Here is a 22586-nt window from a genome sequence, read left to right as displayed (position 1 = left end):
GTTGCTGCGAGAACAGCCCCCGACCGTCACCCGGTCGGGGGCTGTTCTCGTTCGGGAGGATCCGGCGTCGTGGCCGACGGCGCGCTCCCCGGCCCGAAGGACGCCCGCGGGAAGGTGGGCCCGGCGTCAGGGAGACGACGCTGCGTCCTCGCGGGCGCAGACGGCCGGATCGGGTGGGATCGTCGCCGCGTCGGCGAATTCGGCCCGGGCCCGCTCGAGGTCGACCCGGAACGCCGCATCGCCGATCAGCGCCGCGAACAGGGCGCTGCCGGCGAGGCGCCCGGCCTCGACGTCGCTCGCCCAATGCACCCCGCAGACGATCCGGCTCTCGCCGTAGACCCGGGCGCGGGCCAGGACCGGGGCGGCGCGCTCCGGCATCAGGGCGGCCAGCACGAGGCCGAAGGTCCAGCCCTCGGTGGCGTGGCCGGACGGGTAGGCGAGGCTCTCGTCGAGGGCCCGGCTGCGCGGGCCGCAGAGGAGCGCGTCGTTGCCGAGATGCGGCCGCAGGCGGGCGAAATGCGCCTTGGCGTCGCGCACCACCGTCACCACGTCGCGGCGGACACGGGCGAGGAGACCGGCCAGAACCGGCAGCCGGGCGGGGTCGAGGCGGCGGCCGGCGGGGCAGGAGAAGTGGCCGAGGAGCGCGGCGATGCCCGAGGGGATGTCGGCGGTGGCAAGCGCCCAGCGCGGGGTGCCGGCGAGCGCCCGGGTCGCGGCGTAGGTCGCCGCGTCGGCGGCGTGCGCGGCGCTGCCGGGCTTCGGCGGCGGTGGCAGGATCGCCGCGGCGTCGAGGGCGCCGTCGGCGAGGTAGGGCCGCAGCGCAGGCTCGGCCGCGGCCGGGGCGAGCGCCGCGGCAGAGAGCACAAGCGCCGCGGAGAGGAGGCGCACCCCCGCGAGGAGCGCCCGCCCCGTCCTCACGCCGCGGCGCCGAGGATCGCGGCCGCGACCGCCTCGGGGCATTCCTCGTGGGCGGCGAGCGCGCCAGGGATCGCGACGCTGCGCACGAGGCCGGCCTCGGCGAGCGCCGTCATCTCGGCGCCCGAGCGGCGCGGCGCGCCCCTGGGGTGGAGCATCGTCACCGGCGGCAGGCCGGGGCCGAACAGGGCGTGGAACTCGGCGCGGGTCCGCACCGGATCGAGGCCGCCGGTGACGAAGGCGGCGGTGCCGAAGCGGGCGCGGGGCTGGTGCGTCACCCGCCGCTTCTCGGCCAGCAGCGCCGGGGTGACCCGGGCCCGATCGGCATAGACGTGGGCCTGCATCATCCGCGACACGATCGGGGTGCTGACGTTGATCCGGTAGAGCAGGTTGCCGACGAACGGCGCCTCGACGGCGCGGCGCAGGCGCCCGAAGAGCGGCCGGCGCTCCTCGCCCATCGCGGTCGGCAGCGGGCCGCGCCAGGTCGGCGCCACCAGGACCAGCCGGGAAAAGGCGCCCGGATGCCGGGCGGCCGCGGCGAGAAGGTAGCCGGCGGCGTGGCCGGCCGCGATCCCGAGCGCGTAGGGGCCGGGCGCTTGCCATGCGCCGCCATGCGGCGCCAGGAGCGCGTCGAGGAAGGCGTGCAGCGTGTCGGGCGCGAGCGGCACCCGGGCACGCGGTTGCGCGCCGAAGCCGGGCCAGTCCGGCACCAGGCAAGCGTGGCGGGTGGACAGCCGCGTCGCCAGGGGCCGCATCTCCTCGCGGGTCGAGATCGAGGACAGGGCCGGCAGCAGCAGGGCCGGCGGTCCCTCGCCGATCCGGTCCACCGGCAGGGTCAGGGCGCGCCCGGCCAGGGTGAAGGAGAGGGTCTGCGTCTCGATGCCGGCCATCACGGGCTCCCTCAGAACGGCTTCACCACCACCAGGATCACGATCAGGATCAGCAGGAGCGTCGGCACCTCGTTGAGCACCCGGTAGAATTTGGGGCTGCGAACGTTCCGGTCGGCGGCGAAGTCCTTGACCATCCGCGACAGCCAGCCGTGGATGCCGCTCATCGCCAGCACCAGGGCGAGCTTGGCGTGCATCCAGCCCTGGGTATAGGCCTCGCTCATCACCATGAGGGCGATGCCGAAGATCCAGGTGGCGATCATGCCCGGCAGCATGATCGCCTTGGCGAGGCGCCGCTCCATCACCTTGAAGGTCTCGGCCGTCGCCGAGCCTGCCGGCAGCGCGGCGTGATAGACGAACAGCCGCGGCAGGTAGAGCATCGCCGCCATCCAGGCGATGAGCGAGACGATGTGGGCGGCCTTGATCCAGAGATACACGGTGGGGTGGTTCCTGTCAGGGGATGTTTGACCGCTTTGTTCATTTCATCCTACCCTCGACCTCATCCTGAGGTGTCAGTCGATCTTTGATCGACTGACCTCGAAGGAGGGCTCTGGAGCGCCCCACGATCGCGCTGCGATCGCGAAGCTCTCTACGTCTTTGATTTTGCCGCATTTTCTTTCGACGAACCGGCATCCACTTCGTCGGAAAATGCTCCAGAAGCCTCCGAGCGAGCTGGAGACCTCCTTCGAGGCTCCCTTCGGTCGCGCCTCGGGATGAGGTTGCGGATGAGAAGGGGCAGGAGCGTGCGTGGTGCGACGTCCCCTCACCGCCGCAACCGCGCCAGCATCCGCTCGACATGGGGGATCGGCGTCTGCGGGGTGATGCCGTGGCCGAGGTTGAAGATGTGGGGCGTGCCGGCGGTGGCCTCCAGGATGGCGTCCACGGCGGCGTCGAGCGCCGCGCCGCCGGCGATCAGGGTCTCGGGGTGGAGATTGCCCTGCGTGACGACGCGGGCCGGCAGGCGGGCCCGCAGAGCCTTCAGATCCACCGCCCAATCGACCCCGACCGCGTCGGCGCCGGTCTCGTCCGCCACCCGGGCGTGGCCGTCGAGCCCGGAGCCGCGGGCGAAGACGATGATCCGGGCGCCCGGCACCCGGGCGCGGATGCCGGACACGATCCGGGCGATCGGCCGGAAGCTCCAGCGCGACAGCGCGTCGCCCGCCTCGCCCGCCGGCACGTCCGGCAGGCTGCCGGCATGGCTCTCGAAGATCTGCACCGCGTCGGCGCCGGCCTCGAACTGGCGCACGAGGTACTCGGTCGAGACCGCGACCAGCCGGTCGATCAGGGCGTCGAGGAGGGCGGGGTCGCGGGCGGCGAGGGCGCGGGCGGGCGCCAGGTCCGGCGTGCCGCACCCGCCGATCATGTAGCTCGCCACGGTCCAGGGCGCGCCGCAGAACCCGAGCAGCGTCGTCTCGGACGGCAGCTCCGCCCGCAGGCGGCCGACGGTCTCGAAGACGGGCGCCAGGTGGCGCATGATCCGCGGGTCGCCCGCCTCGATCAGCGCGTCGAACTCGGTCCGGCCGGCCATCGGGTCGAGGCGGGGACCTTCCCCCTCCACGAAGCGCACGTCCTGGCCGAGCGCGTGGGGCACCACCAGGATGTCGGAGAACAGGATCGACGCCTCGAAGCCGAAGCGGCGGATCGGCTGCAGCGTGACCTCGGTGGCGAAGTCGGGGTTGTAGCAGAGGTCGAGGAAGGAGCCGGCCTCGGCCCGCACCGCCCGGTATTCCGGCAGGTAGCGCCCGGCCTGGCGCATCATCCAGGCCGGCGGGGGCGACAGCGCCTCGCCGTCGAGCACCCGCAGGATCGGCCGCTCGGCGGCTTCCTTCCCGGCTCCCGCGGTCCCGCTCATTCTCCGTCCCCCCGAAAACCGTCTGCCGCCACGCCGGCGGCCGGTTTCCCTATGCCGAGAACCGCACTCCGGCGCCAGCCCGACGCGTCGTCGCGACCCCGGGCGATGCCCATCCCCACCCAGGCCTCTGAAAAGAAAAGAGAGATTCTAGGAATCTGTTTTTTCTATTGGGGGCAGGCATCGCGGGGCTCCAGCCCCGTCCACAGCCCGTCCCCACCGCCGGTGCGTTAAGAGGCCTTTAACAGATTTACTCCATTGTCGAAGGATCGCGAGAGTCACGAGGGGTTTGACCCCCGTCGGACCCGGATCGTCGGGTCCACGTCCCGGATTCTCCCACGGGCGGTCCGCCACGAGTGTTAACGCCCGGCCTGTTGAGGCGCGAGGCCGTTAACCCACAGGCCTCCTGCCTGGACCTCGCTTCGTCGGCGCTTTATCCACACTCATCGACTCCGCGTGGCTGATCGGTGGACGACGCACCGAGCCTCGGAGTCTTGGTGTCTGCCGCGCCCGCGGCGAGCCCGGGGAGCCCGCGTGGTCCGCAGCTACTTCCACCTCCACCTCGTGTCGGATTCCACCGGCGAGACCCTGATCAATGTCGGCCGCGCGGCCGCCGCGCAGTACGAGGGGGTTTCGGCGATCGAGCACGTCTACCCCCTGGTGCGCTCGGGCACCCAGCTCGAGCGGGTGATCAACGAGATCGAGCAGGCCCCCGGTATCGTGCTCTACACCCTGGTCGGGCGCGAGCTCACCGAGCGGCTGGAGGAGGCCTGCCGGGCCACCGGCTCGCCGCTGCTCTCGGTGCTGGAGCCGGTGCACCAGCTGCTGCAATCCTATCTCGGCACCCACTCGACGGCGCGGCCGGGCGCGCAGCACATGCTGAACGCGGAGTACTTCAAGCGCATCGACGCGATGAACTTCACGCTCGCCCACGACGACGGCAACCTGCCGCACGACCTCAACGAGGCGGACGTGATCCTGCTCGGGGTCAGCCGCACCTCGAAGACGCCGACGGCGATCTACCTCGCCAACCGGGGCTTGAAGACCACCAACATCCCGCTCATCCCGGGCGTGCCGCCGCCGGCGATCCTCGAGACCCTGCGCCAGCCGCTCATCGTCGGGCTGATCGCCTCGCCGGAGCGGATCGTCCAGATCCGCCAGAACCGCCTGCTCAGCCTCAAGGCCGACGATTCCTCCTCCTACGTCGACCGCGACGCGGTGGCGAACGAGATCGCCTCCTCGCGCCGGCTCTTCGCCCGCAACCGCTGGCCGGTGATCGACGTCACCCGGCGCTCGATCGAGGAGACCGCCGCGGCGATCGTCGACTACTACCGCGAGCACCGGCTCAAGTTCATCGCCGACTGATCCGATGCCGCACGCTTCCTCGCTCTGGCGCGGGCCCGCGCCGCTCCTCCTCGCCTCGACCAGCCCGACCCGGCGCGCGCTGCTCGAATCCGCCGGGTTGACCGTGGAGACCCGGGCCCCGGGCGTCGACGAGCGCGCCGTCGAGGCGCAGGCCGCCGGTCTCTCGCCCGAAAACCTCGCCGAGCGCCTGGCCGCCGCCAAGGCGGAGGCGGTCGCGGGCCCGTCGCCCGGCCGGGTGGTGGTCGGCGCCGACCAGGTGCTCGACCTCGACGGCACGGTCTTCCACAAGCCCGCCGACCGGGCGGGCGCCGCCGCCCATCTCGCGCGGCTGCAGGGGCGCACCCACGCGCTCCACTCCGCCGTGGCGCTCGCGGTCGACGGCGCGGTGGCCGAGGTCTTCGTCGTCACCGCGCGGCTCGCGATGCGGCCGCTCGACGAGGCAGGGATCAAAGCCTACCTCGACGCCGCCGGGCCTTCGGTGACCGGCAGCGTCGGCGCCTACCAGCTCGAGGGCGTCGGCATCCACCTGTTCGACCGCATCGAGGGCGACCACTCGACCATCCTGGGCCTGCCGCTGCTGCCGCTGCTCGCGCGGTTGCGGGGGCGGGGATTGCTGGCGTTCTGAGGACACATGTCGGAGGCAGGGCAGTAGCGTGACGCCTGTTCCCTTCATCCCACCCGCGACCTCATCCTGAGGTGTCAGTCCATCAATGATGGACTGACCTCGAAGGAGGGTTCCAGAAGGCTCTGCGATCCCTGGAGCCCTCCTTCGAGGTCAGCCGATTTTCAATCGGCTAACACCTCAGGATGAGGTTGAGGATTGGACCAATCTCGAAAAGCACTCGAACCGCCTGAGACTGATGTCGCGATGACGACCCCGCACCCCCGAGCCTTCGTGGTGGGCCACCCGATCGCCCATTCCCGCTCGCCGCTGATCCACGCCCACTGGCTCGCCGAGCACGGCTTGCCCGGCACCTACGAGCGCGTCGACGTCCATCCCGATGCCTTTCTGGACTTCGTCCGGTCCCTGCACGCGGCAGGCTTCGTCGGCGGCAACGTCACGATCCCGCACAAGGAGGCGGCCTTCCGCCTCGCCGAGGAACTGACGCCCCGGGCCGGGCGGATCGGCGCCGTCAACACCCTGTGGTTCGAGGACGGGCGCCTCCACGGCGACAACACCGACGCGCCGGGCTTCCTCGCCCATCTCGATGCCAGCCTGGGTGCCGGCTGGCCGGAGGCGACGGGCGTCGCGAACGGGCGCGCCGCCCTGGTGCTCGGCGCCGGCGGGGCGGCCCGGGCCATCCTGGTCGGGCTCCTCGAACGCGGCCTCGACCGGCTGATCGTCGCCAATCGCAGCGCCGAGCGGGCCGAGGGCCTGACCGCCCTCGATCCGGCCCGGATCACGGCGTCGTCCTGGGATGCGGTACCGTCGCTGCTCCCGGAGACCGGGCTCCTCATCAACACCACGGCGCTCGGCATGGCCGGGCAGGATCCGCTCGTCCTCGACCTCGCACCGCTGCCGGCACAGGCCGCGGTGTCCGACATCGTCTACGTGCCGTTGGAGACCCCGCTGCTCGCCGCCGCCCGGGCCCGCGGGCTGCCGGCGGTCGACGGGCTCGGCATGCTGCTGCACCAGGCGGTGCCGGGCTTTCGCCACTGGTTCGGCGCGACGCCTTGCGTGACTCCCGCCCTGCGCGCCCGCATCGTCGCCGATCTGGAGAGCCACGGATGAGCCGGCCCTTCGTCCTCGGCCTCACCGGCTCGATCGGGATGGGCAAGAGCGCCACCGCGGCGATGTTCCGCGCGCGCGGCGTGCCGGTCCACGACGCCGATGCCTGCGTGCACGCCCTCTACGGACCGGGCGGGGCCGCCGCCGCCGCGATCGGCGATGCGTTCCCCGGGACGCTCGGCGCCGATGGGGCGGTCGATCGCGCGGCGTTGCGCGACGCCGTGCTGGGCGATGCCCAGCGCCTGCGCCACCTCGAATCCCTGGTCCACCCCCTGGTGGGCGCGGCCCGGGACGTGTTTCTCGCCGCGCACGCGGCGGCGCCCCTCGTGGTGCTCGACGTGCCGCTCCTGTTCGAGACCGGCGGCGAGCGCCATTGCGACGCCGTCGCGGTGGTCACCGCCCCCGCCGAGGTGCAGCGCGCCCGGGTGCTGGCCCGCCCCGGCATGACCGAGGCGGCCTTCGCGCAGATCCTCGCCAAGCAGATGCCCGACGCCGAGAAGCGCCGGCGCGCCGACTACCTGATCGAGACCGACCGCGGCTTCCCCCACGCCGAGGCGCAGGTGGACGCGGTGATCGCCGCCGCGGCGGCGCGGCGGGCCGGTTAACGCTTCCTCGCTACACCGGTCGAAACCAGCTCACAGGGGAACCGCACGATGCTGCGCGAGATCGTCCTCGACACCGAGACCACCGGCACCGAGGCCAAGACCGACCGGCTGATCGAGATCGGCTGCATCGAGCTCCTCAACCACATCCCGTCGGGGCGCGAGTTCCATCGCTACATCAACCCGCAGCGGGCGGTGTCGGAGGGCGCGTTCCGGGTCCACGGCCTCTCGGACGCGTTCCTCTCCGACAAGCCGCTCTTCGCGCAGATCCTGCCCGACTTCCTGGAGTTCTGCGGCGACGCGACGCTCGTGATCCACAACGCCGCCTTCGACGTCGGCTTCCTCAACGCCGAATACGCTCGGCTGGGCGACAAGGCGCCGCCGCCGATCGAGCTGGCGAGCGTCGTCGACACCCTGGCGCTCGCCCGCCGCAAGCATCCGGGCGCGGCCAACAACCTCGATGCGCTGTGCTCGCGCTACGGCATCGACAATTCCCGCCGCACCAAGCACGGCGCGCTCCTCGATTCGCAGATCCTCGCCGAGGTCTATATCGAGTTGCTCGGCGGCAAGCAGACAACGCTCGGGCTGACGGTGGAGGGCAATGCCGGCCCGGCCGGCCCGTCCCTGCGCGCCGCCCCCGTCGAGCACGGCCCGCGCCCGACCCGCAGCCGCCTCACCGAGGCCGAGCTGGCCGCGCATGCGGCCTTCACGGCGGGCATGGGCGAGAAGGCGATCTGGCGGGAGTACCTGGGGGAGGTGGATTGAATTCCGAAATCGGGAAGGGCGATCCGCGCGCTGAGGGCGCGGCACCCGTCCCGGCGCGTGATCGATCCTACTCGGTGGCTTCGCGTCCGGCCCCATCCTGCGCCTTTGCCGTCCTCAGTTCGTGCTCAAGGGCTTGGATCTTCTCGGTTAACGCGCGAATCTCGTTCTGCTGCGCCGTCACACGTTGCCGAACTTCGGTCAGCAGTATGAAATCTTCCGTCGGCTCGCTGAAGTTGGTGACATTGTTGGATCCGAATTTTCTGACATTATACGATTTGAAATGATCGGAGATGAAGCCGGCCGGACTGGCCTCCTCCGGCAAACATTTTTGGAAGATCCCGACGTAGTCGTTCCAGTCGTCGCTCATCCGACCAGCCGTGAAACTCTCGATGAGCGTGCACTGAAAGCCGTTGACCGTCGCCCATTCTGCGAGAGCGAGGCCAGCTTCAGGGTAGAAGCGCCAGCAGTCGATCGGGTATGAATGATATTTGCCATTCGACGGGGCACTAACGTATATATAACCGCCATTTTTCGTAATTCTGACTAACTCTAAAAATGTTTTCCAGAAAAACTTGTCGTGCTCCATCTGCGAACTCGACAAAGTGATGTCGGAAAAGCTGTCTCTTATTGGTAGAGGCTTCAGAGGATCGATCATCAGATCGACGCCTTTTCCGTGTTCAACATCCATTCCGATGTAAGTATCTGTTTTTTCAACATGATCACGCAATGTTCCATTTACATCCATACTACCAATTTCAACAATTATGCATGGATGATTTTTGACATATGTTCGAATGAACGCTCCGCCGATCTCGTAGGCTGTATCGTGCATCGAAAAATCGTCCCACAGCTAAAAAAAATCAATTTCGAATCCGAATTTGGCAGATCCGGAGCAGGAGGACAAAGCCGGTGTGGAACCAGGCATTCGGCGAATGCGCTCGATCCCCAGCAGAATGACAATCGACGTGAGCTCGTGATCCCGCGATGCACTCATACCCAGCCTGGTCCCGGCGCAACCCGGCAGAATCCCTCGGCCGGACTCTACGGCCTGACCGCGTAGAGGCGGCTACTCCGCCGCCTTGACGTAGCTCTCCACCGGCGGGCACGCGCAGACCAGGTTGCGGTCGCCATAGGCATTGTCCACCCGGTTGACCGGCGGCCAGTACTTGTCGACCCGGAAGGCGCCGGCCGGGAAGCAGGCGGCCTCGCGGGAATAGGGCCGTTCCCAGGGGCCGATCAGGTCCTCGACCGTGTGGGGCGCGTTCTTGAGCGGGTTGTCGGCCCGGTCCATCCGGCCCTCCTCGATCGCCCGGATTTCCTCACGGATCGCCAGCATGGCGTCGCAGAAGCGGTCGATCTCGCCCTTGGTCTCGGACTCGGTCGGCTCGATCATCAGCGTGCCGGCCACCGGCCAGCTCATCGTCGGCGGGTGGAAGCCGCAATCGATCAGCCGCTTGGCGATGTCCTCGACGCTGATCCCTGCGCTCTTCATCAGCGGGCGGGCGTCGATGATGCACTCGTGCGCCACCCGGCCGTGGGTGCCGATGTAGAGAACCTCGTAGGCCCCGACGAGGCGCTTCGCGATGTAGTTGGCGTTGAGGGTCGCGATGCGGGTGGCCTGCGTCAGCCCCCGCCCGCCCATCAGCAGGCAGTAGCTCCAGGAGATCGGCAGGATCGCCGCCGACCCGTAGGGCGCGGCCGAGACCGAGAATTCGCGCCCGTCGGTCTCGACGTGGCCGGGCAGGAACGGGATCAGGTGCGCCTTGACGCCGATAGGCCCCATGCCGGGCCCGCCGCCGCCATGCGGGATGCAGAAGGTCTTGTGCAGGTTGATGTGGCTGACATCCGCCCCGATGTCGCCGGGCTGGGCGAGGCCGACCAGCGCGTTGAGGTTGGCACCGTCGAGATAGACTTGGGCCCCATGGGCGTGGGTGATGTCGCAGATCTCCCGCACCGCCTCCTCGAACACCCCGTGGGTGGACGGGTAGGTGATCATGCAGGCGGCGAGGTTATCTCCGAGCTTCTCGGCCTTGGCGCGAAAATCGGCCACGTCGACGTTGCCGTTGCGGTCGGCGCCGACCACCACGACGGTCATGCCGCACATCTGGGCGGAGGCCGGGTTGGTGCCGTGGGCCGAGGACGGGATCAGGCAGATCGTCCGGTGCCCCTCCCCGCGCGACAGGTGGTAGGCGCGGATCGCGAGCAGGCCGGCATACTCGCCCTGCGCGCCGGAATTCGGCTGCATCGAGATCGCCGCGTAGCCGGTGATGTCGGCGAGCTTCTGCGAGAGATCCTGGATCATCTCGGCATAGCCCTCGGCCTGGTCCTTCGGCGCGAAGGGATGAAGCTCCGAGAATTCCGGCCACGAGATCGGCAGCATCTCGGCGGTCGCGTTGAGCTTCATCGTGCAGGAGCCCAGCGGGATCATCGCCCGGTCGAGGGCGAGGTCGCGGTCGGCGAGGCGGCGCATGTAGCGCGTCATCTCGCTCTCGGCCCGGTTCATGTGGAAGATCGGGTGGGTCAGGTACTCCGAGGTGCGGACGAGATCCGCCGGCAGGCGCGGCTCGGGCCAGGATTCGTCGTAAGCCAGGCTGTCGCCGCCGAAGGCGCGCCACACCGCCTCGATGATGTCGGGCCTCGTGCGCTCGTCGACCGTGATGCCGATGCGGTCGTTGCCGACTTTCCGCAGGTTGATCCCGTTGGCGACGGCGTTCTTGAGGATCACGCCCTGGAACGGCCCGACCGTGACGGTGATCGTGTCGAAGAACGCGTCGGGATGGGTCTCGAAGCCGAGCTGGTTCAGCCCCGCGGCGAGCCGGGTCGCGTCGCGGTGGATGCGCATCGCGATCGCCTTGAGCCCGCGCGGCCCGTGGAACACCGCGTACATCGAGGCGATGACCGCCAGCAGCACCTGGCTGGTGCAGATGTTCGAGGTCGCCTTCTCGCGCCGGATGTGCTGCTCGCGGGTCTGGAGCGAGAGCCGGTAGGCGCGGTTGCCGCGGGAATCGACCGAGACGCCGACGATGCGCCCGGGGAGCGCCCGCTTGTGGGCGTCCCGCGTCGCCATGTAGGCGGCGTGCGGCCCGCCATAGCCCATCGGCACGCCGAAGCGCTGCATCGAGCCGACCGCGATGTCGGCCCCCATCTCGCCCGGGGGTTTGAGCACCGTCAGAGCCAGGGGATCGGCCGCCACCACGGCGATGGCGCCGAATTCATGGAGCTTTGCGAATACGTCGGTGAAGTCGTGGGCCGCGCCCTCGACGCCCGGATACTGGACGATCGCGCCGAACACGGAAGCGGGATCGAGGTCGGTGAAGGGATCGCCGACGACGATGCGCCAGCCGAACGGCTCGGCCCGGGTCTTCAGCACCGCGATGGTCTGCGGCAGGCACTGCGCGTCGACGAAGAAGATGTCAGGTTTGGCGGTCGCGATCCGGCGCGCCATGCCCATCGCCTCGGCGGCGGCCGTCGCCTCGTCGAGGAGCGAGGCGTTGGCGATGTCGAGCCCGGTCAGGTCGCCGACGCAGGTCTGGAAGTTGAGCAGGGCTTCGAGCCGGCCCTGGCTGATCTCGGGCTGGTAGGGCGAGTAGGCCGTGTACCAGGCCGGGTTCTCGAAGATGTTGCGCTGGATTGCCGGCGGCATCGTGGTGCCGTGGTAGCCCTGGCCGATCAGCGAGGTCAGCAGCCTGTTCTTGTTGGCGGTGGCGCGCAGGCGCTCGATCGCCCGGCGCTCCGACAGGGCGGCGCCGAACTCGGTGGCTTCTCTCTGGCGGATGCCGGCCGGCAGGGTCTCGTCGATCAGGGCGTCGAGGCTGTCCGCACCGACCACCTCCAGCATGCGGGCGATCTCGTCGACCGACGGGCCGATATGGCGGCGGTTGGCGAAGTCGTAGGGATCGTACTTGTCCATCGGCATGGGAGGCGCGCCCTGATCGGAGCCGCGTGGGGCGGCTCGGGATGCGAAGGCGGAGCCGGTCGCAGCCCCGCCCGTCGGGATGTCAGCCCAAGGAGGCCCGGTAGGCCGCCTCGTCCATCAGCCCGTCGAACTGGGACGGGTCCGAGAGGCGCACGCGGTAGAGCCAGCCCTCCCCTTGCGGGTCCGTGCCGACGCTCTCCGGGCTGCTCACCGCCGCCTCGTTGACCTCGATCACCTCGCCGTCGACCGGCGCGTAGACGTCGGAGGCCGCCTTGACGGATTCCACCACCGCGGCGGCCGCGCCCTTGGTCAGGGTGGCGCCGACCTTCGGCAACTCGATGAAGACGAGGTCGCCGAGCTGCCCGGCGGCATGGTCGGTGATCCCCACCGTCGCCACGTCGCCCTCCAGGCGCAGCCACTCGTGCTCGTCGGTGTATTTCAGCATCGAGAGAACTCCCTTGTGTCAGGACCGCTTGAAGCCGGCAGGGCGGAACGGCAGAGGCACCACCGCGCAGGGCAGGCGCTGGCCGCGCACCTCGGCGAAGACCTGCGCGCCGGGCACGGCCAGCGCGCGCGGCAGCACCCCCATGGCGATCGGCGCCTCCAGGCTCGGGCCGAAGCCGCCGGAGGTCACCCGGCCGGCCGCCTCGGCGGCGTCGGCCGCCGCGTAGAGCGCCGCACCGGCCCGCACCGGGGTCCGCCCCTCAGGCTTCAAGCCCACCCGCAGCCGCGCCGGTCCCTCCTCCAGCTCCGCCAGGATGCGCTCGGCCCCCGGGAAGCCGCCGGCCCGGTCGCCGCCCAGGCGCCGCACCTTCGGGATCGCCCAGGCGAGACCGGCCTCGACCGGCGAGGTCTCGGGGCCGATATCCGAGCCGTGCAGGCACAGGCCGGCTTCGAGGCGCAGGGAATCGCGGGCGCCGAGGCCGACCGGCTTCACCTCCGGCTCGGCCAGCAGCGCCCGGGCGAGCGCCACCGCGGAGGCGGCCGGCAGCGCGACCTCGAACCCGTCCTCGCCGGTATAGCCGGAGCGCACGACGACGCCCTCCTCGCCGCCGAACGCGATGGTGCGTGCATCCATGAAGCGCATCCCGGCGACCGCCGGCAGATGGCGGGCGAGGGCCGCGTCCGCCCCCGGGCCCTGGAGGGCGAGCAAGGCCCGCTCGACCGGCTCGACCGTGCAGGCGGTGCCGATTGCGTCGAGCAAGTGGGCGAGGTCGGCCGCCTTGTTGGCGGCGTTGACGACCAGGAGGTAGTGGTCGCCCAAGTGGGCGAGCATCAGGTCGTCGAGGATGCCGCCGCCCGGCAGCGTCAGGACACCGTAGCGCTGGCGGCCGACGCCGAGGTCGAGGACGTCGATCGGCAGGACGGTCTCGAGGGCGCGGTCGGCGTCGCCCGGGTCGCCGGAGCGGGCCCGCACGGCGATCTGGCCCATATGCGAGACGTCGAACAGGCCGGCGGCCCGGCGCGTGTGCAGGTGCTCCTTCAGGAGCCCGAGAGGATAGTGCAGCGGCATGCTGTAGCCGGCGAACGGCACCATCCGGGCGCCGGCCTCCCCGTGCAGCGCGTGCAAGGGCGTCTCACGGAGGCTGGCGGTCATCGCGGAGGCTCCCGAGCGTGTCCGGCCGCGGGCGGGACCACCGGTCCCCTGCGGTCCGACTTCGCCCGGGAGGCTAGGACAAAAGTGCCATTGACGCTACCCGGTCTGGCCTACCGGCCCGCGCGGACCGATCGGCAACGGCACCGCTTCGCCGCCGGCCTGCGGCAAGAACGACCGAACCGGACCGCTCAAGCGAAAATGTTTTGCGCGATCGGCTCGGGAGGCGGCAAACGAAGCAGCTTCTGCCGCGACCGGGGGCTTATCCTGGCGCCACCGATGGGAGACGAAACGCCATGAGCGCGAGCGCCAAGCCGAGCCCGGCCGTGCCGGTCAACGAGAACGACCGTTCGACCGGTCAAGCGATCCTGGGTCCCCGCGGCGTGGCCGATCCGGATCCGGCCGAGACCGCGGACTGGCTCGCCTCCCTCGAATCGGTCCTGCGCCACGGCGGCGCGGCGCGCGCCCGCTTCCTCCTCGACCGGCTGGAGCAGAAGGCGCGGGAGATCGGCATCGTCGAGGAGGCACCGCCCTACTCGCCCTACCGCAACACCATCCCGCTCGAGAAGCAGCCGCCCTATCCGGGCGACCTCGCGGTCGAGGAGCGGCTCACCTCGATCATGCGCTGGAACGCGCTCGCCATGGTGGTGCGGGCCAACATGGCCTACGGCGAGCTCGGCGGCCACGTCGCGAGCTACGCGTCCGCCGCCGAGATCTTCGAGCTCGGCTTCAACCACTTCTTCCAGGCCGGCGACGCCACCGGTGCGGGCGCCGACCTCGTGTTCTTCCAGCCGCATTCGGCGCCCGGTGTCTATGCCCGTGCCTTCCTGGAGGGACGGCTCTCCGAAACCAACCTGAAGCATTACCGCCAGGAGATCGCCGGCGAGGGCCTGTGCTCGTACCCGCATCCCTGGCTGATGCCCGAGTTCTGGCAGGTGCCGACCGGCTCGATGGGCATCGGGCCGATGAACGCGATTTACCAGGCGCGCTTCATGCGCTACCTGAGCGACCGGGGCTTGGCCGACACCGCCGGCCAGCACGTCTGGGGCGTGTTCGGCGACGGCGAGATGGACGAGCCGGAATCGATCGGCGCGCTGACGCTGGCGGCGCGCGAGAAGCTCGACAACGTCACCTTCGTGATCAATTGCAACCTGCAGCGCCTCGACGGGCCGGTGCGCGGCAACGGCCAGATCATCCAGGAGCTGGAGAGCGTCTTTCGCGGGGCCGGCTGGAACGTCGTCAAGGTGCTGTGGGGCTCGGAATGGGACGCGATCTTCGCCCGCGACACCAACCACGCCCTCCTGCGCCGCTTCGCCGCCACGGTGGACGGCAAGTACCAGACGCTGGGCGCCAAGGACGGGGCCTACAACCTCGCCCACTTCTTCGGTGAGGACGAGGAAGTGAAGGCGCTCGTCTCCCACATGTCGGACGGCGACGTCGACAAGCTCAAGCGCGGCGGCCACGATTTCCGCAAGCTCTTTGCTGCCTTCGCGGCGGCGAAGGCCACCAAGGGCCGCCCGACCGTGATCCTGGCCAAGACCAAGAAGGGCTACGGCATGGGGGGCGCGGGCGAATCGCGCATGACCGCCCACCAGGCGAAGAAGCTCGACACCGACGCCCTGAAGGCGTTCCGTGATCGCTTCGCCCTGCCGCTCACCGACGCGCAGGTCGAGCGGCTGGAATTCTACAAGCCCGACGAGAACAGCCGCGAGCTGCGCTACCTGCGCGAGCGCCGGGAAAAGCTCGGCGGCTTCCTGCCGAAGCGCCGCCGCACGGCGGCCCACGTCCCCGTGCCGGACCTCTCGACCTATGCGGGCTTCGCGCTCGAGGCCGACGGCAAGGAGATGTCGACCACCACCGCGGCGGTGCGGCTGTTCAGCAGCCTGATCAAGCACAAGGAGCTGGGCCCGCGCGTCGTGCCGATCGTCGCCGACGAGGCGCGCACCTTCGGCATGGCCAACCTCTTCCGGCAGGTCGGCATCTACTCGCCGCTCGGCCAGCTCTACGAGCCGGAGGATGCCGGCTCGATGCTCTACTACAAGGAGTCCCGCGACGGTCAGCTCCTGGAGGAGGGTATCACCGAGGCCGGGGCGATCTCGTCCTGGGCGGCGGCCGCGACGTCCTACAGCGTCCACGGCCTCGCGATGCTGCCGTTCTACATCTACTACTCGATGTTCGGCTTCCAGCGCGTCGGCGACCTGATCTGGGCGGCGGCCGACCAGCGCGCCCGCGGCTTCCTGATCGGCGCTACCGCAGGCCGCACCACGCTCGGCGGCGAGGGTTTGCAGCACCAGGACGGGTCGAGCCACCTCGTCGCCGCGACCATCCCGAATTGCCGCGCCTACGACCCGGCCTTCGCCTACGAGATGGCCGTGATCCTCGATCACGGCGCCCGCGACATGATGGAGCGCGACGTCGACGCGTTCTACTACGTCACGGCGATGAACGAGAACTACGCCCAGCCCTCGATGCCGACGGGCGTACGGGACGGGATCATCCGCGGAATGTATCGTTTCGCCGGCTATGGAAACGATGAGCCGGCTATTCGTCTCCTCGGCTCGGGCGCGATCCTGCCGGAAGTGATTGCCGCGGCGAAGATTCTCGCCGAGGAGTGGGGCATCGCCAGCGAGGTCCACAGCGTCACGAGCTTCAGCGAGCTCGCCCGCGACGCCCGCGAGGTCGAGCGGTCGAACCGCCTCAATCCGGGCCTGCCGCCGAAGCGCAGCCTCGTCGAGGAATCGCTGTCCGGCCCCGCCCCGGTGGTGGCCGCCACCGACTACGTCCGCGCCTATCCCCAGCTGATCGCGACCGCGATCCAGGCCCGCTACGTCACGCTCGGCACCGACGGCTTCGGCCGCAGCGACACCCGCAGCGCCCTGCGCGCCTTCTTCGAGGTCGACCGGCACCACGTCGCGGTGGCGGCGCTGGCCGCGCTCGCCGACGACGGTAAGCTCGACCGGGCGACGGTGGCCGAGGCGGTCGCCCGCTACGGCCTCGGCGCGAACCGGCCGGCGCCCTGGACGGTGTGAGGCGGAAAGGCGCGGGATCCCCTCGGCCCCGGGCATCGCCGGGCGAGGGGATCCCGCAATCGCTTCCGCGGGGCGGCCCCCGTCAGCCGAACGCCCCGACCTCGTGCTGGATCATGCCGCTGATCTCGCGCACGAGGCCGAACAGGCGGCGGATCGGAGCGAACAGGGTGCGGTGCTCGGCCTCGTAGGTGCCGACGCCGCGGGGACCCGCCGGCTCGCCGAAATTGAGGCCGAGCGTCGGGTCCGGGGTGACGGGGAAGATGTCGTCGAGGAGCTTGAGGCAGCCCTCGACGTCGAGGCGCAGGATGCGCTCGATCAGGGCCTCGCGGGTGATGCCGTTCTGCGGCCGGAAGCCCGGGATGTGCACCGCCAGGAACCAGATCCGGTGGATGAGCGCCAGGCGCAGGGCGTGCAGCAGTGCCAGCCGCGGCGTCATCTCGGGCAGGTCCGGGGCGACCGTGTGCAGCATCAGGTGGTCCTGCGTCAGCCGGCCGAACAGGCGGCGCAGGTGAGGGGCGAGGTTGAGCCGGTCGAGGGCTGCGGCGACCGCGACGATCTCCTCGCGCCGCCCGTCCCGCGTCGCGCGTCGCGCCCGCTCGAGCCAGACCGAGGGGTCGAGGGTATCGATATAGGCGCGCAGCACGTCGAGGTCGCCGACGGCGGTGGCCTCCTGCACCAGCCGGAAGGCGCGGGCGAAGCGCTCGGAGCGCTCGCGCATCTCGACGAACAGGTCGGGGGCGCGCCCCGCCGCCCGCCCGACCCCGTGCAGGGAATTGGCCAGGAAGCCGAGCTGCTGCAGGATCGCGTTGTTGGGAATCGCCCGCATCTGGCGCGGATGGGTGATGGCGACCGGTCCGCCGCCGTCGGATTGCCGCGCCACCGGGCGCGAGCCGGTGCGGTCGATCAGGTTCGGCCCGAAGGTGCCGAGAAGCGCCGCGTAGCCCGGATCGTTGACCAGCGTCTCCATGTCCTGGCGCACGCCGGTGAAGAACTCGGTGGCGAAGTCGCCTTCCGCGTAGATCGGGTCGGGCGCGGGCTGGAGCCGGCTGTAGACGTGCTCGCCGATACGCGCGACCGTGGCCTCGGCGAGCGCCTTCGTGCCGAACATCAGGTAGCCGTCGCTGCCCTGGAAGCTCGATTCGAGGCTGGTGCGGATCCCGGCTTCGCGGTTGCGCCGCCGCGCGTGGTCGGGGGCGAGGTAGGCCAGGCGGTCGGACAGGCTCGTCGGATGGGCGCCCCGGCCGATCGACTCGCCGTGGGTGTCGAAGATGACGAGCTCGATGTCGGTGAGGTCGTGCGCCGCCATCAGCTCGGTGATGCGGAAGCGCAGGCGCTCGATCCAGAAGGTCGCGGCGAGCTGGCCGACGTAGCGCCCCGAATCCGAGTAGCCGAACTGCACCACCAGGCGCCCGGTGCGCTTGAGGTAGGCGCGCCAGTGGGGTGAGCGCAGCGCGTCCTCGATGACGTGCACGCCCTGTTCCAGCGCCGAGGCCGTCTCGAAGAGCGGCGTGATCTCGACGCGGTCGCCGATGCCGAAATGCTGGGCGAGCCAGAGCGCGGCCAGCAGCGTGTAGCCGGTCTCCGTCTCGGCGATCAGGAAGCGGACCGGGTGGGTGCCGTCGACGTGCTTGAGGATCTGGGCGATCGTCATCATCAGCCGGGCGGCCGAGGCCCGCTCGGCGGCGAGCGCCCCGAAATCCACCGGCACCGCCGCGACCGTGTCGAGCAGCGCGTTGATCGAGGCGAGGTGCGAGCGGCGCTGGGCCGGATCGGTCGGGTCGCCGTCCTGCTCCAGGGCCCGGCGCACGGCGTTGTGGACCTGGCTGGCGTTGAGCCGGAAATGCGGCAGGCCGTTCTGGAGCCCGTGCGCGGCGACGCCGGCCCGCAGGACGCAGAGCCCGAGCCGCGCCTCGTCGTCGGCGGCCTCCAGGACCGCCCGGTCGAGGAGGGCGAGGAGGGGGCCCGCCTCGGTCTGGGCCCGGTCGCGCTCGATGATCAGCGCCAGGGCGAAGCGGTGCACCGCCTCGAGCCCGGGCTGGTCGCCGAGCTTCGGCGCCACCGCGAGCTGGCGCAGGACCGCCGCCCGCGCCTCCTCGGCGAGGCGCCGCGCCGGCGCGGCGGCCGGGTCGTCGGGGAGCTGGGCCAGCACCCGGTCGAACTGGGTGCGCTTCGATTCGAGCCGGTAGCGCAGGGTGTCGTACCAGCCGATGTCGGTGCGCCCGTCGGTGTCGCAGCCGACCCAGGAGGCGATCACGACGGGCTTGGGGACGAGCTCGCTCCAGCGGTCCGGCCAGCGCTCGCGGGCGGCCCGCAGCAGGGCCTCGTTCAGCCCGTCGAGGGCGGCGCGGCCGTGCTGGACCGCGTGCCGGGCCTGGTCGAACTCGTCGTTGAGGGTGATCACCGGGTCGGCCCGGGCCGAGAGCGCCGCGGCTTGCGCGATCGGCGCGCGCCGCGCCGCCGGATCGGGCTCGGACGCCGCCTCGGCGAGGAGCCGGGCCACCGCCTTCGGCATCCCGAAGGTCGGGTGGGCGGTGAACACCGCGGCGAAGCGCGTGCGCTCGACCCGGGTGCGGGCGGTGTCGAACGTCATCTCGGGATCGCCCAGAGCCGCCCCCGCCACCGCCTCGGTCGCGGCGGCGGAATCCGGCTCCGACCCGAGGCCGAGATAGGCCCGCAGCCGCGCCGCCCGCGCCTCCAGCGCCTGGGCGCGCAGGCGCACGAACAGGCCGCCCAGATCCTCCTCGCCGATCTCGCCCCGGTCGAAGCGGCGGCTGATCGCCAGCGCCACCGTCAGGACGGGATTGCGGAACGGGTCCTGGCTCGCCTGATGGCGCGCCTCCTCGACCAGGCGGAGCAGGTCCGCCTCGAGCGCGTCGGCCTCGCGCGGGTCGGCCTCCCGGGCATCGAGACCTTGGGTGCCGGAGCGGTGGGGGCTGTCCATCGGGTCGCTTCGTCCTGTGGCCGGATCACCGTCCGGATCGCGCGGCGCGCGGGCTCGCGCCTGCGAGCGGTGACGCAAGGAGCGTTCCGCATTCCGGCCACGCTCTACCGCGGGATCCCGCCGGTTGCGAGGGGAGGCGGCCGCCGTGTCGCCGGGCGATCGGCGCGGGACCAGAAATCCCCCTGCGGCGACCCGGACAATGGTTAAGGTTTGCCTAACGCGCCATCTTGCGAGCCTCGCCGATGCCGGCTCGCGGAAGGGACCACGCCATGATGTCGATCGGAGCGGCCGTCACGGCGGCCACCACCCTCGTCGGCCAGGCCCTGCCCGCCGGGCTGATGGGCGAGCGCCCGCGGGCGTCGGCCGGGAGGGCGGCCTCCGAGGATGCGCTCGCCAACGGCGCGCTTCTGGAGGCCGTCGAAGCGGGCCTGCGCGAGGCCGGTTACCTGCGGGGTGCCCGGGCGGCCCGCCTGCCGGGCTGACGACGAGGGACATGCCTGGGCGGCGGGCCCCGCGCGCCGCAGACCGGCCCGGCGCCATGCGACCGGACAGGCCGCCGGAAATGCTCTAAGGCTGGCGTCACGATGGAGATGGTCGTGATTCTGGCCGCGGCGGCGGCCCTGGTATTCGCCGGCGTGATGCTCGTGTTCGGGCGCGGGCGCGGCCGTCCGCCCCTGCGGCTCCCGCACGAGCAGGAACTGGAGGACCGCGGCGACGAGCTGTTTCGCGATTTCGACCAGGACCTCGCCGGGGTGTTCGAGCAGGCCGCCCATCAACCGGAGGTGCCGCGGGCCTACGAGCGGCTGGAGGCGCCCCGCCCCCGCCCCCAGGGGCCGATGACCATCGACCACGATCCCGCCGAGCCAGGCCTGCCCGAGCCGGAACCCCACGGCTCCGGGCCGGGCGCGCGCCGTCCCCATCCCCAGCCGTTCGAGCGTGACGGAGATTCCCGGTGACCCGTGCCGCCTTGACGGCCGTCCTTCTGGCCGCCCTGCCGGCCGGCCTTGCCCTGTCGGCCGGCCCCGCCCGTGCGGCCCCCGAGGACGCGGTGCCCGCCTGCGCGGCCCCGCAGGCGCCGGAATTCGCCGGCGGCAAGGGCTTTCGCCTCTGGGTTACCCGGCAGGGGACCATGACTTGGAACAACCCGCTGCGGCCGCTCTCGCCGGAAGCCCTGCAGGTGCTGCAGGTGGTGATCCGCAACAAGCTCGCCACCGCCTACGGACCCGACCTGTCGGGCCTGCGCCGCGGCCCGTCGCCGGCGGCCCTGGAGGCGCAGAACGGTGCGCCGATCCGCTGGTCCGAGGCCCTCGAGGGCCTGCCCGCGGCCCTGCGCATCCTGTCAGAGGATGACGGCCAGGTCCTGGCCGAGCTGGCCTTCAAGGCCTGCGGCGATCCCCCGAAGGTCGCGATGCCCAAGCCCGCCCCCGTGGCCCGCGGCACCGCGATGGGCAGGGCCGCCGCCAAAAAAGACGTCAAGGCAGACCCGAAGGTCGAGGCGGCCTCGGCCGAAGGGGCCGCGGCCGATCCGTCCGCGGAGGCGCCCAAGGCGGCGTCGAAGCCCGCGCCCCGCGCGCCGAAGCCCCGGCGCGAGAGGGCGCCGGACGCCCCGGCCCGGACGCCCGGCGGGCTGATGCTGCCCCAGGGCGCGATTCCCTGATTCGGCGACCGCCGTCCGGTCCGGCGGCCGCGCCCCGTCCGTCGCGGCTGTTCGCGCCGGACGGTTCCCCACCCCCACAGCCCGATCTGGAGATGCTTCGCGATGTACGATTCCTGGCTGCGCCTCGGCCTCGACACGGTCCGCCTCGGCCTCGAGGCGCAGACGGTCGTCGCCCTGCGGCTGGCCAAGCTCTCGCTCGGCGGCAGCGCGGCCCAGGACGAGGCGCACCGCATGGTGGTCGAGAAGGTCGAGGCCGCCGCGGAGGCGGCGATGACGCTCGCCACGGGCGGCACGCCCGAGCGGGTCGTGCGGGACTACCGCCGGAAGGTGCGGGCCAACGCCTACCGCCTCAGCCGCGACTGAGGCGGGGGACGGGGTCTCCCGTCCCGGCACGCCCGCGGCCGGTCGCGGGTCGCATGGTCACTCGCCGGCCGTCAGATGCCGGCCGTCACTCGACCGCCGTCACTCGACCGCCGTCACTTGGCAGCGCTCACTTGCGGGCGGCCATCATGTCGTGGGTCAGCACCGTCAGCTTGCCGATCAGGCTGGTGATGTCGCCGTGGGTGCACGACCATTGCGTGCCGACCGCCCCGCCGTCGGAGGAGACCGAGACCACCGCGACGGAGCGCAGCTTGCCCTCGCGGGCCAGGCGCAGCTGTTCCTGCAGCACCTCGATCATCGAGGCGGTGTTCTCGTCGACGGGGCTCGCGGCCACGGCCTGCGGGAAGGCGACGACGCGGGTGGTTTCGGCGGCGATTTCGCTCATGGGACTCTTTACGAACGCTTGAAGGAATCGGAAGTCCGGGCGCGGGGCCCGGCCGCGGCGCGGTCGAGCCGCCCCAGGAGGTCGGACAGGTCCGCCGGCAGCGCCTCGTCGAGGCAGCCGTCGAACGCGGCGTGCAGGCCCGGCGCCAGGACGGCCGCGAGGGGACCCGCGCCGTCCGTCGACCGGAGGGCCGGCGGCGGCAGGATGGCGGGGACCGGCCCGCCGGAACGATCGTGCATCGTCCGTGACATCATCGCAGCCTCGCCTTGCAGGATCAGCTCTCGCCGCCAAAACTGCCCATCTGAGCCCGGATCACAATCCCTGCTCTGTGGCCGAGCTTCCACTTCGGAAACCGATGTGGTGGCACCGCAACACTTGGTCTGATCGTCCGCGCCGGGTCCGGAAGACCGCCGCCACCACCTGTTCGAGCCCGGCGGCCTGCATCCGCGCGCGCCGCGGCGGCGGCGGCCGTTCCGATCGTGAGCCAATCTGTATTGGCCTAACGATCGGTTTTTTCGGTCACTTATCGATCATTCGCGATGATTAACTTTTGTTATTATATTCGATTTCA

The 22586-nt window shown here is 71.1% G+C and carries 21 protein-coding genes; 10 read left to right on the top strand and 11 right to left on the bottom strand.

The genetic code is table 11. From position 1 onward, the window contains the following. Positions 1 to 126 precede the first annotated feature (126 nt). From V3T34_RS11980 to hemE, 4 genes are all read right to left on the bottom strand, one after another. A complete protein-coding gene (locus tag V3T34_RS11980; RefSeq protein ID WP_305076545.1) occupies positions 127 to 918 on the bottom strand; it encodes an acid phosphatase in 792 nt (263 codons plus the stop codon). Further along, entirely contained in the window at positions 915 to 1805 is an 891-nt protein-coding gene (locus V3T34_RS11975) for an alpha/beta fold hydrolase (RefSeq protein WP_175539865.1), read from the bottom strand. Before V3T34_RS11975 ends, V3T34_RS11980 begins: the two co-directional genes overlap by 4 nt. Positions 1806 to 1816: 11 nt before the next feature. Then, the gene (hemJ, locus tag V3T34_RS11970) at positions 1817 to 2239 is read right to left on the bottom strand and encodes a protoporphyrinogen oxidase HemJ (protein WP_091750351.1); all 423 of its coding nucleotides are present in this window, start codon (positions 2237 to 2239) and stop codon (positions 1817 to 1819) included. A gap of 326 nt (positions 2240 to 2565) precedes the next feature. Further along, on the bottom strand, positions 2566 to 3654 hold the full coding sequence (gene hemE, locus V3T34_RS11965; RefSeq protein WP_305076546.1) for a uroporphyrinogen decarboxylase: 1089 nt from the start codon (positions 3652 to 3654) through the stop codon (positions 2566 to 2568). Positions 3655 to 4185: 531 nt separating this feature from the next. Between hemE and V3T34_RS11960 the strand changes: the two genes are divergently transcribed. From V3T34_RS11960 to dnaQ, 5 genes are all read left to right on the top strand, one after another. After that, the gene (locus V3T34_RS11960) at positions 4186 to 5016 is read left to right on the top strand and encodes a pyruvate, water dikinase regulatory protein (RefSeq protein WP_060845278.1); all 831 of its coding nucleotides are present in this window, start codon (positions 4186 to 4188) and stop codon (positions 5014 to 5016) included. Between the two features lie 4 nt (positions 5017 to 5020). Continuing rightward, on the top strand, positions 5021 to 5641 hold the full coding sequence (locus tag V3T34_RS11955) for a Maf family protein (protein WP_331369183.1): 621 nt from the start codon (positions 5021 to 5023) through the stop codon (positions 5639 to 5641). 243 nt (positions 5642 to 5884) lie between these two features. Beyond that, a complete protein-coding gene (locus V3T34_RS11950; RefSeq protein WP_305078920.1) occupies positions 5885 to 6748 on the top strand; it encodes a shikimate dehydrogenase in 864 nt (287 codons plus the stop codon). Beyond that, positions 6745 to 7350, top strand: a complete 606-nt coding sequence (gene coaE, locus V3T34_RS11945; protein WP_305078921.1) for a dephospho-CoA kinase — start codon at positions 6745 to 6747, stop codon at positions 7348 to 7350. The genes V3T34_RS11950 and coaE overlap by 4 nt, the downstream gene beginning before the upstream one ends. Before the next feature lie 48 nt (positions 7351 to 7398). Continuing rightward, positions 7399 to 8112: a DNA polymerase III subunit epsilon gene (dnaQ, locus tag V3T34_RS11940; RefSeq protein ID WP_305078922.1), complete on the top strand. Its 714-nt coding sequence runs from the start codon at positions 7399 to 7401 to the stop codon at positions 8110 to 8112. A gap of 67 nt (positions 8113 to 8179) precedes the next feature. On the opposite strand, the gene V3T34_RS11935 is transcribed toward dnaQ, so the two are convergent. The 4 genes from V3T34_RS11935 to gcvT form a co-directional block, all read right to left on the bottom strand. Then, positions 8180 to 8944 (bottom strand): methyltransferase type 11, encoded by a 765-nt coding sequence (locus tag V3T34_RS11935; RefSeq protein ID WP_305078923.1) that lies wholly within the window; start codon positions 8942 to 8944, stop codon positions 8180 to 8182. 234 nt (positions 8945 to 9178) lie between these two features. Continuing rightward, a complete protein-coding gene (gcvP, locus tag V3T34_RS11930) occupies positions 9179 to 12028 on the bottom strand; it encodes an aminomethyl-transferring glycine dehydrogenase (RefSeq protein WP_305078924.1) in 2850 nt (949 codons plus the stop codon). A gap of 82 nt (positions 12029 to 12110) precedes the next feature. Beyond that, positions 12111 to 12473, bottom strand: a complete 363-nt coding sequence (gene gcvH / locus V3T34_RS11925) for a glycine cleavage system protein GcvH (RefSeq protein WP_305078925.1) — start codon at positions 12471 to 12473, stop codon at positions 12111 to 12113. An 18-nt stretch (positions 12474 to 12491) separates the two neighbouring features. Next, the gene (gene gcvT, locus V3T34_RS11920; RefSeq protein WP_305078926.1) at positions 12492 to 13625 is read right to left on the bottom strand and encodes a glycine cleavage system aminomethyltransferase GcvT; all 1134 of its coding nucleotides are present in this window, start codon (positions 13623 to 13625) and stop codon (positions 12492 to 12494) included. A gap of 293 nt (positions 13626 to 13918) precedes the next feature. Here gcvT and mdeB point away from each other — a divergent pair, with 293 nt between their 5' ends. After that, positions 13919 to 16651: an alpha-ketoglutarate dehydrogenase gene (mdeB, locus tag V3T34_RS11915; protein WP_091882813.1), complete on the top strand. Its 2733-nt coding sequence runs from the start codon at positions 13919 to 13921 to the stop codon at positions 16649 to 16651. An 82-nt stretch (positions 16652 to 16733) separates the two neighbouring features. On the opposite strand, the gene V3T34_RS11910 is transcribed toward mdeB, so the two are convergent. Further along, complete coding sequence (locus tag V3T34_RS11910) at positions 16734 to 19592, bottom strand: phosphoenolpyruvate carboxylase (RefSeq protein ID WP_060845267.1); 2859 nt, start codon at positions 19590 to 19592, stop codon at positions 16734 to 16736. Between the two features lie 269 nt (positions 19593 to 19861). Here V3T34_RS11910 and V3T34_RS11905 point away from each other — a divergent pair, with 269 nt between their 5' ends. The 4 genes from V3T34_RS11905 to V3T34_RS11890 all read left to right on the top strand — a co-directional run bounded on the left by V3T34_RS11905 (position 19862) and on the right by V3T34_RS11890 (position 21612). After that, a complete protein-coding gene (locus V3T34_RS11905; RefSeq protein ID WP_305078927.1) occupies positions 19862 to 20074 on the top strand; it encodes a hypothetical protein in 213 nt (70 codons plus the stop codon). A 114-nt stretch (positions 20075 to 20188) separates the two neighbouring features. Further along, positions 20189 to 20548: a hypothetical protein gene (locus V3T34_RS11900; RefSeq protein ID WP_139234883.1), complete on the top strand. Its 360-nt coding sequence runs from the start codon at positions 20189 to 20191 to the stop codon at positions 20546 to 20548. Further along, positions 20545 to 21249 (top strand): hypothetical protein, encoded by a 705-nt coding sequence (locus V3T34_RS11895; protein WP_305078928.1) that lies wholly within the window; start codon positions 20545 to 20547, stop codon positions 21247 to 21249. The genes V3T34_RS11900 and V3T34_RS11895 overlap by 4 nt, the downstream gene beginning before the upstream one ends. A 102-nt stretch (positions 21250 to 21351) precedes the next feature. After that, entirely contained in the window at positions 21352 to 21612 is a 261-nt protein-coding gene (locus tag V3T34_RS11890) for a hypothetical protein (RefSeq protein ID WP_305078929.1), read from the top strand. Positions 21613 to 21739: 127 nt separating this feature from the next. On the opposite strand, the gene V3T34_RS11885 is transcribed toward V3T34_RS11890, so the two are convergent. Continuing rightward, a complete protein-coding gene (locus V3T34_RS11885) occupies positions 21740 to 22015 on the bottom strand; it encodes a hypothetical protein (protein WP_060845262.1) in 276 nt (91 codons plus the stop codon). Positions 22016 to 22023: 8 nt separating this feature from the next. After that, positions 22024 to 22254, bottom strand: coding sequence for a hypothetical protein (locus V3T34_RS11880; RefSeq protein ID WP_305078930.1), 231 nt, complete (start codon positions 22252 to 22254; stop codon positions 22024 to 22026). Positions 22255 to 22586: the final 332 nt, after the last annotated feature.

Origin of the sequence: Methylobacterium ajmalii, from assembly GCF_036448855.1 — a bacterium.
Classification (GTDB): Bacteria; Pseudomonadota; Alphaproteobacteria; order Rhizobiales; family Beijerinckiaceae; genus Methylobacterium; species Methylobacterium ajmalii.
The sequence above is the reverse complement of the archived record's forward strand: the minus strand, read 5'-3'. Positions and strand labels throughout refer to the sequence as shown.